This window comes from Paenarthrobacter sp. NPDC091711 (genome assembly GCF_044756605.1).
In the GTDB taxonomy this organism is placed as follows: domain Bacteria; phylum Actinomycetota; class Actinomycetes; order Actinomycetales; family Micrococcaceae; genus Arthrobacter.
On sequence record NZ_JBIVTF010000004.1, the window covers coordinates 40,007 to 52,312 of the forward strand.

The following is a 12,306-nucleotide window of genomic DNA, read 5'->3' on the forward strand; positions in this document are numbered from 1 at the left end:
TAGAACTGATCCGTTTCGACTTCGCGGCTAGCACGGGGCAAACTTGAACCATGAGCCACACTTCTGCCGAATCTGTCACTAAAACTGCTGAAACCGAAGAACAGTTCTACACGCTGTGGACGGTCTTCAAGCGCTCGGCCGACGTCCTGCGCAGCGGCGATGCTGCCCAGGAATTCGAAGCCCTCACAGAAAAGCTCGCGGAGGGCGGCGTGATTCTCCGGGGCAGCTACGACGTCTCTGCCATGCGCTCGGACGCGGACATCATGGTGTGGCTCCACGGCGCCAAGCCCGAGGACCTGCAGGCAGCCGTCCGGTCCATCCGCCGCAGCAAGCTCTTCGCGGGAACCGACATCGTCTGGTCCGCCATGGGCGTGCACCGCGAGGCTGAATTCTCCAAGAGCCACGTGCCTGCTTACGCTCGGGGCGTCGAGCCCAGCACCTGGCTTTGCGTCTACCCGTTTGTGCGCTCCTACGAGTGGTACATCCTTCCGGCCGAGGAACGCGGCGCCATGCTCCGCGAACACGGCTTGCTGGGCAGGGAATTCCCGCAGGTCATCTCCAACACCGTCTCCTCCTTCGCGCTGGGGGACTGGGAATGGATTCTTGGACTCGAGGCACCGGAACTGGTGGACCTTGTTGACCTGATGCGCCACCTGCGGGACAGCGAGGCCCGCAACCATGTCCGTGAAGAAATCCCCTTCTACACCGGCCGCCGCGTCACGGCTGCCGAGATTGCCGAGGTTCTCGCATGACCGGCCCCGCTGTATCCACTGCACAGAACGCCGTCACTGAGCGTGGCCGCCAGGAAGCCAAGCATTACGACGCCGTGCTGCTCGCTTCCTTCGGTGGCCCTGAAGGTCAAGATGACGTCATCCCCTTCCTCCGCAACGTCACCCGTGGCCGGGGCATCCCGGACGAGCGCCTCGAAGAGGTTTCGCACCACTACCGTGCTTTCGGCGGGATCAGCCCCATCAACCAGCAAAACCGTGAGCTGAAGGCCGCCATCGAGGCTGAGCTGGCCAAGCGGGACATCGAGCTGCCCGTACTTTGGGGCAACCGCAACTGGGATCCCTACATTGCGCCCGTCCTGCAGGACGCTTACGACGCCGGACACCGCCGGATCCTGATGCTCACCACCAGCATCTACTCCTGTTACTCCAGCTGCCGCCAGTACCGCGAAGACATTGGCATTGCCCTGACGGAGACGGGCTTGGACGGCAAGCTTGAAGTGGACAAGATCCGCCAGTACTTCGACCACCCCGGCGTGGTCCAGCCCTTCCTTGAAGGCACTGCCGCCGGTCTGGAAGAAATCCGAGGCAAGCTGGCCGCTGCCGGCGTTGCTGATCCGGATTCGAAGATCCGGGTGCTGTTCGCCACGCACTCTATTCCTACCCGCGATGCAGAGGCCGCAGGCAGCTCCGAGGACGAGCCGCGCGAGTTCGCTGAAGGATCCGCCTACGCCGCGCAGCACCTTGCCAATGCGCAGGCCATCATGGACACCGTGGCACCGAACGTTGCCTGGGACCTGGTGTACCAGTCCCGCTCCGGCGCCCCTCACATTCCCTGGCTTGAACCGGACATCAATGACCATCTCGAAGAGATCGCCCCCGAAGGCGTCCGCGGTGTGGTGATCGTTCCTCTGGGGTTCGTCAGCGACCATATGGAAGTTGCCTGGGACCTGGACACCGAGGCACTGGAAACCTGCAAAAACCTCAACATCGAGGCCACCCGTGTTCCCACCCCGGGGACGCATGCGGCCTTCGTGTCCGGTCTGGTGGACCTCATCTGTGAGCGCACGGTGGAAAACAACATCGCCGATCGTCCCCACGTGACGGACCTGGGCCCTTGGTATGACGTCTGCCGTCCTAACTGCTGCGAGAACTTCCGCGGGGCAAAACCCGTTATTTCCGAAGTTGGCGTCGGCATCGGTATCGGTCACGATGCCTACCCCGCTTCGGAGGCTGCCAAGTGACGGTACGCATCGGCACCAGGGCTAGCAAACTTGCCCTGACGCAGACGCAGCAAACAGCGGACCGCTTGGCTGCTGTTGGCGGCTTCCCGGTGGAGCTCGTGCACATCAAGACCGAGGGCGACGTCAAGACCGGTTCTCTTTCCCAGATGGGCGGTACAGGTGTGTTCGTCGCGGCCCTTCGGGATGCCCTCCTGGCTGAGACCTGTGATGTTGCAGTGCACTCCCTCAAGGACCTGCCCACGGGGGCGGCGCTTGGCTTGAGCATCGCCGCAACACCGAAGCGTGTGGATGTCCGCGACGTTCTCTGTGCACGCGACGGTATGACTCTCGCTGAGCTGCCGGGCGGGGCCAAAGTTGGTACAGGCTCACCACGGCGTGCCGCTCAACTTCGGGCTGCACGTCCGGACATTGAGGTACTCGATATCCGCGGGAATGTGGACACGCGCCTCGGCCGTGTCCCGGGTCTGCCGGGAAACGTGACCGATGATGTCGTTCCGGGGAAATCCTGCGATCTTGACGCCGTGGTGTTGGCCGCCGCTGGGTTGGAGCGCATGGACCGGCTGGACACCGTCAGTGAGTTCTTCGAATCAGACGTGATGCTGCCCGCCCCCGGCCAGGGAGCATTGGCCATCGAATGCCGGAATGATGACGCTCCGCGTCTGGCTGGTTCCACCGAGGGCTCCAACGGGGTGCTGGCTCAGGCTCTTGCCGCATTGAACGACGACGATACCCGCCTCGCCGTCACGGCCGAGCGCGCCGTCTTGGCTCGGCTTGAAGCCGGTTGCGCGGCCCCCGTGGGTGCTTACGCCTTCCGGAAGGGCAGCATGCTGCACCTCGAAGCAGTGGTCTGTGCTGTTGATGGCACCAAGACCGTCCGCGAGAAGAAAGCCACAGACGGACTCACGGAGGTCGGGGCAACGTTGCTCGGCATCGAAGTGGCAGAACTTCTGCTCGCTGCCGGCGCCGCGGAGATCGCGGACCTTGCCGCGTCCTGAGCCGCATGAAGTGAACGGGTTGACCGGTCGGCGCGTCCTGATCACCAGGAACGCTGACCGTGCGCGCCCCTTGGCGTCGCTCTTGAGCGAGTTGGGGGCGGAGCCGTTGCTGCTTCCGCTCATCGATTTTGAGAGGGCAGGGGACCAAGCTCCCCTTGACGCGGCCTTGGATCAGCTGACGGCTGGCGGCTTCGACTGGCTGGTGATCAGCAGCATCACCACCGTCCGGGTTCTGTTGGAAAAAGCTGCCCAGCGTGGAATGGCCCTCGCGGATCTTGTGGCGTCGGGAACGAAGGTGGCCACTATTGGCCCTTCCTCCCGGAAGGTTATTGAGTCCGTAGGCCTCACCGTTGCTTTGGCACCTGCCGACGTCCAGTCAGCCGAGGGCCTCCTTGCCGTGTGGGGGGCGTCCCATGAACGGGTTTTCCTGCCTCAAGCCGATATCGCGGCGGCCGGCCTGCGCGATGGCCTGGCGGCCAGTGGTGCGGACGTGACGTCCGTTGTCGCCTACCGCACGGTCGATTACCCTGCCGCTGCGGAACTCCGCCTGACAGCGGAACTTCCGTCCGACGTCGTGGTTTCCTCCACCGACGCACCGGTGACGCTTAGTCCCGAGGAAGCGCGGGCAGCACTGAACGCCGGGAGAGTAGACGCCGTGGTGGCTGCTTCTCCCAGCGCTGCGCGCCGGATTGCTGCAACGTTGTTGCCCTTGGGCAATTGCCGGCTGATCGCCATTGGGCGGCCGACGGCGGCGGAGGCTTCCCGGATGGGCCTCACCGTGGCAGGCACCGCCAAAGTACCTACCCCGGACGGCATTGTGGCCGCCCTGGAATCTGTTTTCGCCAACGAAGGGAATTCGCAATGAGCTTTCCGAACCATCGTCCCCGCCGCTTGCGCACAACTCCGGCCATGCGCAGGCTCACCGCAGAGAACCGTTTGGCGCCCGCGGACCTGATCCTCCCGGCGTTCATCCGGGAAGGCCTCACCGAGCCGAGTCCCATCAGTTCCATGCCGGGGGTGGTCCAACACACCACTGAGTCCCTGAAACGCGCCGCAGCCGAAGCCGTGGAGCTGGGTGTGGGCGGCATCATGCTGTTCGGCGTGCCTGCAGTACGTGACGCGCAAGGCACCGCTTCGCTGGACCCGGACGGTGTCCTGAACAAGGCCATCCGTGACGTCAAGGCCGAGGTAGGCGATGACCTGGTGATCATGGGCGACGTCTGCCTCGATGAATTCACCGACCACGGCCACTGCGGAGTCCTCGATTCACAGGGCTACGTGGACAACGATGCCACGCTGGAGATCTATGGCCGGATGGCAGTTGCCCAGGCCGACGCCGGAGCCCATGTGCTGGGGCCCTCGGGCATGATGGACGGCCAGATCGCGGTCATCCGTCAGGCACTGGAGGAATCCGGACACAAGAACACCGCGGTTCTCGCCTATGCAGCGAAGTACGCTTCAGCGTTCTACGGCCCCTTCCGTGAGGCCGTAGATTCCCAGCTCAAAGGTGATCGCCGCACCTACCAAATGGATGCGGCCAACCGCAGGGAAGCCATCCTGGAAGTCGAACTGGACCTCGAAGAAGGCGCAGACATGGTGATGGTCAAGCCCGCCATGAGCTACCTCGACATCCTGGCCGACGTCGCCGCCATGAGCCCTGTCCCGGTCTCGGCCTACCAAATTTCAGGAGAGTACGCCATGATCGAAGCGGCAGCCGCCAACGGCTGGATCGACAGGCGGGGTGCCATCACTGAATCCGTCCTCGGCATCAAGCGTGCCGGCGCCGATACCGTCCTGACCTACTGGGCCTCCGAACTGGCTGGCTGGCTGAAGGAGTCCTGATGTCTTCCCTCCCCTCTGAATCAGAATCCACGGTCCCGTCCGATCCTGCCTCGCAGACCGATCCCGCCGCGCCAGTGGCGGCAAACGAGATCCTGCTTGGCCTGAACACCTTCGGCGACGCCGGCGTGGATGCCGACGGAAACCCCAAAGAGCATGCGCGCGTCCTGCGCGAGCTGCTGCAGGAAGCGAAACTGGCTGACGCCGTCGGAATCCATGCCTTCGGTGTGGGGGAGCACCACCGCCGTGATTTCGCTGTGTCCGCGCCCGAGGTTTTCCTTGCAGCGGCGGCCGCGGTGACCTCGCGGATTCGCTTGGGGTCGGCCGTTACCGTGCTCAGCTCCGATGATCCCATCAGGGTTTTCCAGCGCTTCGCCACGGTGGATGCGCTGTCCAATGGCAGGGCTGAGGTCATGCTAGGCAGGGGATCGTTCGTTGAATCATTCCCGCTGTTCGGCTTGGACTTGGCGGACTACGAAGTCCTCTTCGAAGAAAAACTGGAGCTGTTCGACAAAGTACGCGCCCAGAAACCCGTTCATTGGGAAGGCCGCACCCGGCCCAACGTCAACGGGCTGCAGGTGTATCCACAACTGCAGCACCACCTGCTGCCAACCTGGATTGGTGTTGGCGGCACGCCTGAATCCGTGCTGCGCTGCGCCGAATACGGCTACCCCATTATTTTCGCCATTATTGGGGGAGAACCCCGCCGCTTTGCGCCGCTGGTTAACCTGTACCGTGAGGCGATGGCCAAGTACGGGCATCCCATGCGACAGATCGCAACGCACTCACCCGGTTTCATCGCTGACACTGACGAGGCTGCCCGGGAAGAGCTTTTCCCGCACTGGCTGGACCAGCGCAACAGGATCGGCGCCGAGCGTGGATGGGGCCCTGGAAACCGCGGCGAGTTCGACGCCATGTGCGGCCCTGAAGGTGCCCTCTATGTTGGCTCCCCGGAAACCGTGGCGCAGAAAATCGCTCTCCTCAAGAGGAACCTCGGTGTGGACCGATTCGACCTCAAATACAGCAATGGAACGTTGCCGCATCAGTCCATGATGCGCTGCATCGAGCTCTACGGCACCGAGGTGGCCCCGCGGGTTACCGAGCTGCTCGCTGCAGCCTAGACTGCGGCCACACCGCGCCTGAATCACTGAAAGAATAGGAACCATGACGTCAAACACCCCCGTGTCCGATCAACTGTTCGACCGTGCCCGGTCTCTGATGCCCGGCGGAGTGAACTCGCCGGTACGGGCCTTCGGCTCAGTGGGCGGCACCCCGAAGTTCATGGTTTCGGCCAAGGGCGCTTACCTGACGGATGCGGACGGTAAAGAATACGTGGATCTCGTCTGCTCCTGGGGGCCGGCGCTTTTAGGCCACGCGCACCCTGCCGTGCTTGATGCCGTTCACGCAGCTGTGGATCGTGGTCTTTCCTTCGGAGCTTCCACACCGGACGAAGCCAATCTGGCCGCGATCGTCAAAGACCGGGTGTCCGCCGTCGAACGCTTGCGGATGGTATCCACTGGAACCGAAGCCACCATGACGGCCGTTCGGCTGGCCCGTGGTTTCACCGGCCGCAACTTGATCATCAAATTCGCCGGGTGCTACCACGGCCACCTGGACGGATTGCTGGCTGCGGCAGGATCCGGCGTAGCAACCCTGGCTCTGCCCGGCTCTGCCGGCGTTACTGAGGCCACCGCCGCTGAAACCCTGGTCCTGCCCTACAACGATCTCGCCGCCGTCGAGGCCGCATTCGCAGCGCACGGCAAGAACATCGCTGCCGTCATCACCGAAGCGGCACCGGCCAACATGGGCGTCGTCACGCCGGGTGAGGGCTTCAACGCAGGGCTGTCCCGCATCACCAAGGAACACGGTGCGCTCCTCATCCTCGACGAAGTCCTCACCGGCTTCCGTACCGGATACGCTGGCTACTGGGGCCTGACCGGCCGCCAGGAAGGTTGGGCTCCTGACCTGCTCACCTTCGGCAAGGTCATCGGCGGCGGAATGCCGACGGCGGCCCTGGGCGGCCGTGCCGACGTCATGGACTACCTCGCCCCATTGGGGCCCGTGTACCAGGCCGGTACGCTGTCCGGAAACCCCGTGGCCATGGCCGCAGGCGTGGCAACGCTGACGAACGCAACCCCTGAGGTTTACGCCTACGTTGATGCCCGTTCGCTGGAGCTCTCCGCCGCGCTTTCCTCAGCCCTTGATGACGCAGGGGTGGATCACTCCATCCAGAGGGCGGGCAATCTGTTCTCCGTCGCCTTTGGTACTTCTGCCCACGGGGTCCACAACTACGAGGACGCACAGCAGCAGGAAAGCTTCCGCTACGCGCCGTTCTTCCACTCGATGCTGGACTCCGGCGTCTACCTTCCGCCCTCAGTCTTCGAAGCCTGGTTCCTCTCGGCCGCCCACGACGACGCAGCCATGAACCGGATTATCGAGGCCCTTCCGGCAGCAGCGAAGGCTGCAGCGGGCGCCACGGCCTAATTTTTTGGTGATGCCCCGGCCAACTGCTCGAAGCATGTGGCCGGGGCATCGTTGCGTCTCCCGGGGTAGGCTCATAGGTGGAAACCCACCCCCAACGAATTCACGGTTTACCATGCGCAATTCCCCGTCCATTGCATCGATAAGTGTCAGCATCGCCACCGCCGGTGTACTTCTGGTGACGGCCTCGGGATGTTCCAGTGGCCCATCCAACTCCGGCCAAGCCCCGGCGGAGGGGACGCCGTCTGTTTCTCCTTCTTCGCCGACAACCACACCGGCACCCTCATCCCCGCCGGCGTCAACCACGCCGTCTGCTGTTACTTCCCCGCCTCCCTCCGCCGCGCCGGCCCCGGCGCCGAGCACCCCGTCAGCTGTAGAGAAGCAACTCGCCGCGCTCAGCCTTGAGCAGCGCGTGGGACAACTGTTCATGGTGGCCGCCAAGGCCACCGGCGCCGAGCCCGGAACCATGGAAGCACTAACCAAGTACCACGCCGGAAACGTTTATCTCAGCGGGCGCAGCAAGGCCGGAACTGCTCCGACGGCCGCGGTGGTGTCTTCCTTGACGGGCACTGTCTCTGCTGCCACAACGGGCGGGCTGCCTCTTTTTGTTGCTACCGACCAAGAAGGCGGATACGTCCAGGTGCTCTCCGGCCCGGGCTTCTCCACGATTCCTACTGCCCTGGTCCAAGCATCTTCCGGGGCTGCCAAGCTCCGGACGGATGCCGCCACGTGGGGAAAGGAACTTCGCAGCGTAGGCGTCAATGTGAACCTCGCACCGGTCCTGGATACAGTGACCAGCCCGGAATTTGCACCCTCCAATGCCCCCATCGGTCATTATCAGCGGGAGTACGGCTATGACCCAGCCAACGTTTCACTGCTGGGCAACGCTTTTGCGAACGGTATGAAAGACGCCGGGGTCGCTCCGGTGGTCAAACACTTCCCGGGCCTGGGCAGGGTGGTTCCCAATACGGACGTCAGCAGCAACGTGCGCGACACGGCCACCACTCGGGACGATCCTGCGCTGGAGCCGTTCCATGCGGCCATCAAGGCGGGAACCCAGTGGGTCATGGTCTCGAACGCCTACTACGACAAGATCGACCCCGCAAACATCGCGCCGTTCTCACCCACAATCATGGACACCATGCTCCGTGCTGACGCCGGTTTCACGGGAATTGTTCTATCTGACGACCTCTGCAGTGCCGCGCAACTGGCGGCCTGGTCCGATGCCGATCGTGCCCTGAACTTCTTTGGTGCAGGCGGAACCATGCTGGTGTGCGCCGATCCCACGAGCATTCCGGCCATGCACCAAGCTGTGGTGCAGAAGGCCACGGCAGATCCTGCCTTCCGGGCCAAGGTGGATGCCGCCGCGCTCACCGTGTTGCGGGTTAAAGCAGGTCAGTAGCGGCTGCACATCAATGAGAACAACAAGAACCCCGCCTTCGTTGCGAAGACGGGGTTCTTGTATACGGTGCATATCCTGCTGTGTGGGTCCTTAGAGAACGTCCGAAAGGAAGCCTTGAAGGCGTTCCGTTTGCGGGTTGGTGAACAGCTGATCCGGAGGACCGGATTCCACCACCACGCCGGCGTCCATGAAGGTCACGATGTCGGAGACATTGCGGGAGAAGCCCATTTCGTGGGTCACCACCACCATGGTCATGCCACCCTGGGCCAGATCCGTCATGAGCGCCAAAACACCCTTGACCAGTTCCGGGTCCAGTGCGGAGGTGGCCTCGTCAAAGAACATGACCTCCGGCTTCATGGCAAGCGCACGGGCAATTGCCACACGCTGCTGCTGTCCGCCTGAGAGGTTGGCTGGACGCGAGTCAGCCTTGTGCTTCAAGCCCACCAGGTCCAACTGAGCCAGAGCCTCCTCGCGTGCCTGCTCCTTGGACATGCCACGGAGCTTACGCAGGGCCAGGGAGATGTTCTCGGCCACGGTCTTATGGGGAAACAGGTTGAACTGCTGGAAGACCATGCCAATACGGCGGCGTAATTCGTCCGGGTTGTCCTTCAGCACCGAACGCCCATCCAGCAGGATGTCGCCCTGGTCCGGCTCGATGAGCCGGTTCATGACACGGAGCAGCGTGGACTTGCCCGAGCCGGACGGGCCGATCACGGAGGCTGTGGTGCCCTTCTCGACGTGGAGGTCGATGCCCCGCAACACGTGGTTGCTGCCGAAGGACAAATGGATGTTCTTGGCCGTCAGTGTGCCTGATGCAAATTCGCTCATGCCTGGGCTCCCTTTCCTACGACGGCTGCTGCCTCGTCCGGTTCCTTCTTCTCCGGCCGGCCGGATCGCATCCGGGCATCAATCCAGTTCACAAAGTGCGTGAGCGGGATGGTCAGCGCCAGATAGAAGATGGCAGCGGCCACGTACGGGGACAGGTTGCCGCTGTTGGCGGCAGCGTCCTTGCCGATCTGGAAGATTTCACGCTCGGTTGCCAGCAAACCAAGCATGAACACCAGCGAGGATTCCTTGATCAGTGCAATGAACTGGTTCACCAGAGCGGGTAGAACGCGGCGGATGCCCTGAGGCACCACCACCAGGCGCATGGACGAGCCGTAGCTGAACCCGAGGGCGCGGGTTGCTTCGAGTTGGCCCTTATCCACACTCTGGATACCGGAACGGAAGATCTCGCCGATGTACGCGCCGGACATCAAGGACAGAGCTGCGATGGCCATGGGGTACGGGCTGGTGGAGCCCGTCAGTTCGCGAATAATAGGCCCGAAACCGAACCCGATCACCAGGATGGTCAGCACCGGTGGTAGCCCGCGGAGAATGTCCGTGTAAATGCGGGCTATCCACCGTGCCGCTGCGTTCCGGGAAATCCCCATCAGGGCGAGCAGCATTCCAAGTCCAGTTCCGATGATGCCCGAGACGACAGCCAGAACGATGGTATTGGGCAGCCCGACGGCGAACATCTTGGGCAGAACTTCGCCTATTGCCTCCCAGTCAAAGAAGGACTCGGCTAATTGATTGAGGATATCCATGGAACGCCCTGGTTACTTGGCGGGGAGCTGGACGGCCTTGCTGCCCGGCTTCCAGCCCTGGGGGGTCTGCTCGGCAGCAGTCGGACGGTCCTTGTACCACTCGGCCGTGAGCTTGGCCCAGGTGCCGTCGGCAATGACAGCATCCAAGCCGGAGTTCAAGGCGTCGATCAGCGGCTGGTTGTCCTTGTTCACGGCGTATGCAGTGAAGTTCTGGGTGTTGACGACCTTCTCGGCGATCTTGGTGTTGTCGCCTTCCTTGACCTGGCCTTCGGCCTGCTGGGAAGGAGCAACCCAAGCGTCGATCTGGCCGTTCTTCACGTTGCCGTAGACCGTGTTGTAGTCAGGGAAACGGACTGGCTCAATCTTGAGCGTGTTCGTCATGTAGTCATCCTGGACGGTGCCCTGGACGACGCCGATGCGCAGGCCTTCCTTGACGTCGGCGAAGCCAGTGATCTTGGAGTCGTTCTTGGTGACGATCGCCATGTAGCCGAAGTCATAGCCGTTGGTGAAACCGACTGTCTTGCGGCGCGCGTCGGTAGTGGAGATGGAGGAGGATCCGACGTCGAACTGCTTGTTGCCCACCTGGGAGAGGAGCGCAGAGAAGTCGGTGGATGCGAACTCCACCTTGAGGCCCAGCTTGTCACCAATGGCGCGCAGGAGCTCATTGTCGTAGCCGGTGAACTTACCGGAAGGATCAATGAAGATGTTCGGCGGGGCGTCTGAGAGGGTGCCTACGCGCAGGGTGCCGTCGGTGATCAGGCCCAGCTTGGTCTTGTCGATCTTGTCCAGAGGCGTCACCTCGGCGGTGGTGAAGGTATCGAGCGATTTCTGGTCGCTGCCGGCCAGCGCATCGGTGGGCGAGCCGCTGGGCTCGGAGGTTCCTCCGCCGCATGCTGCCAGGGAAATCACCAGGGCTGCGGCCACGGGGGCAACAGACAGCCACTTAGGGGCTTTGAATTTCATGAAGAAATCACTTTCATCGGGTAACGGAGACGTTTCGCGGTGGGCGGGGAATGCGGCAGCAGAAAAGCAGCAGAACAAAGGTTGGCTGCCCTAGCAGACTTCAACCCGCCAAACTTAATTATGTCACCAGCCCACTAGCCCGGGGTGAATCGAAGAAGTGAATGCCAACACTCGAATTAACCGAACAAAGTTCCCATCAAGCGCCCGGCGGGCTCTGGACTATTCCGGCTTCGAGGCTTCGCTTGGAATCTCCGCGCGGCCAGTCCCACGTTTTGGGTTCCCGGATTCGCTGTGACTTGCGTCGCAAAAAGTAACGCCTGGAGTGCTTCGTGTTCTAGAAACCGCCCCGGCTGGCGTCCTCAGGAGGCAGCACCGGCCACTCACCCTCGATGACGGCGGTGGGCTTGCTCCGCCGCAAGTACTGCTGGAAATCGGCAGCCTGGGACGCCGCCCAGTCTACTTGCAGCTGATGCAGTGTGGACGCCGGCATCTGCAGCTTGGGAAACTTGCCGGCCATGGCATCCAGCACGCGGAGCGTAGCGAGCGCATCCGCCGCTGAGGTATGTGCGTTTGTCAGGTCCACGCCGTATTCCTCGCACAAAGCGGTGAGGGTGCGCTTTCCCTTGCGGTAGCGGTCCACCTGCTTGTTCATGACATACGGATCCAGCACGGGGAAGCGGCTCAATTGGGGAACGCCGTAGCGGGCAGACTCTGCCGCCAACACGGTGAAATCGTAACTGGCGTTGAAAGCAATGACGGGAGTGCCGTCGTCGAACAGTCCTTGGAGTACCCCGGCGACTTCGCGGGTGACTTCTGCGGCCGGGCGGCCTTCGGCGCGTGCCTTCTCCGTGGATATTCCGTGCACCTCACTTGCTTCGAGCGGGATCTCCACACCTGGATCTGCCAACCACTCGTGCTCTGCGATGAGCTCCCCGTGAGCATCCACAACTGTGATGGAAGCGGTGACGATCCGCGCTGACCGCGAGTTCTTCCCGGTGGTCTCGAGGTCGAATGCGGCACGGGAGAGGGTATTCCAGGAACTCATGTCTTCAAGCTACCGGCTGG

General features: G+C 62.7%; 12 protein-coding genes. 8 read left to right on the top strand and 4 right to left on the bottom strand.

Annotated features, from left to right (window positions below):
* Nucleotides 1–50: 50 nt before the first annotated feature.
* From hemQ to ACIQH5_RS08160, 8 genes are all read left to right on the top strand, one after another.
* Complete coding sequence (gene hemQ / locus ACIQH5_RS08125) at nt 51–752, top strand: hydrogen peroxide-dependent heme synthase (RefSeq protein ID WP_400401962.1); 702 nt, start codon at nt 51–53, stop codon at nt 750–752.
* Nucleotides 749–1,972: a ferrochelatase gene (locus tag ACIQH5_RS08130; protein ID WP_400401965.1), complete on the top strand. Its 1,224-nt coding sequence runs from the start codon at nt 749–751 to the stop codon at nt 1,970–1,972. Before hemQ ends, ACIQH5_RS08130 begins: the two co-directional genes overlap by 4 nt.
* Nucleotides 1,969–2,967 carry a hydroxymethylbilane synthase gene (gene hemC / locus ACIQH5_RS08135; protein WP_400401967.1) on the top strand — a complete coding sequence of 333 codons (999 nt, stop codon included), beginning with the start codon at nt 1,969–1,971 and terminating at the stop codon, nt 2,965–2,967. Before ACIQH5_RS08130 ends, hemC begins: the two co-directional genes overlap by 4 nt.
* 10 nt (nt 2,968–2,977) lie before the next feature.
* Complete coding sequence (locus tag ACIQH5_RS08140; protein ID WP_400401969.1) at nt 2,978–3,832, top strand: uroporphyrinogen-III synthase; 855 nt, start codon at nt 2,978–2,980, stop codon at nt 3,830–3,832.
* Entirely contained in the window at nt 3,829–4,809 is a 981-nt protein-coding gene (hemB, locus tag ACIQH5_RS08145) for a porphobilinogen synthase (RefSeq protein WP_062072858.1), read from the top strand. The genes ACIQH5_RS08140 and hemB overlap by 4 nt, the downstream gene beginning before the upstream one ends.
* Nucleotides 4,809–5,927 (top strand): LLM class flavin-dependent oxidoreductase, encoded by a 1,119-nt coding sequence (locus ACIQH5_RS08150; protein ID WP_400401972.1) that lies wholly within the window; start codon nt 4,809–4,811, stop codon nt 5,925–5,927. The genes hemB and ACIQH5_RS08150 overlap by 1 nt, the downstream gene beginning before the upstream one ends.
* Before the next feature lie 43 nt (nt 5,928–5,970).
* Nucleotides 5,971–7,290 carry a glutamate-1-semialdehyde 2,1-aminomutase gene (gene hemL / locus ACIQH5_RS08155; RefSeq protein ID WP_400401973.1) on the top strand — a complete coding sequence of 440 codons (1,320 nt, stop codon included), beginning with the start codon at nt 5,971–5,973 and terminating at the stop codon, nt 7,288–7,290.
* 112 nt (nt 7,291–7,402) lie between these two features.
* On the top strand, nt 7,403–8,689 hold the full coding sequence (locus tag ACIQH5_RS08160) for a glycoside hydrolase family 3 N-terminal domain-containing protein (protein ID WP_400401976.1): 1,287 nt from the start codon (nt 7,403–7,405) through the stop codon (nt 8,687–8,689).
* 90 nt (nt 8,690–8,779) lie between these two features.
* On the opposite strand, the gene ACIQH5_RS08165 is transcribed toward ACIQH5_RS08160, so the two are convergent.
* From ACIQH5_RS08165 to ACIQH5_RS08180, 4 genes are all read right to left on the bottom strand, one after another.
* Nucleotides 8,780–9,517, bottom strand: coding sequence for an amino acid ABC transporter ATP-binding protein (locus ACIQH5_RS08165; RefSeq protein ID WP_062072852.1), 738 nt, complete (start codon nt 9,515–9,517; stop codon nt 8,780–8,782).
* A complete protein-coding gene (locus tag ACIQH5_RS08170; RefSeq protein ID WP_400401979.1) occupies nt 9,514–10,278 on the bottom strand; it encodes an amino acid ABC transporter permease in 765 nt (254 codons plus the stop codon). The genes ACIQH5_RS08165 and ACIQH5_RS08170 overlap by 4 nt, the downstream gene beginning before the upstream one ends.
* Nucleotides 10,279–10,290: 12 nt before the next feature.
* Nucleotides 10,291–11,241 (bottom strand): ABC transporter substrate-binding protein, encoded by a 951-nt coding sequence (locus ACIQH5_RS08175; protein WP_062072849.1) that lies wholly within the window; start codon nt 11,239–11,241, stop codon nt 10,291–10,293.
* A 334-nt stretch (nt 11,242–11,575) separates the two neighbouring features.
* Nucleotides 11,576–12,286 carry a 3'-5' exonuclease gene (locus ACIQH5_RS08180; RefSeq protein ID WP_166840086.1) on the bottom strand — a complete coding sequence of 237 codons (711 nt, stop codon included), beginning with the start codon at nt 12,284–12,286 and terminating at the stop codon, nt 11,576–11,578.
* Between the last annotated feature and the right edge of the window lie 20 nt (nt 12,287–12,306).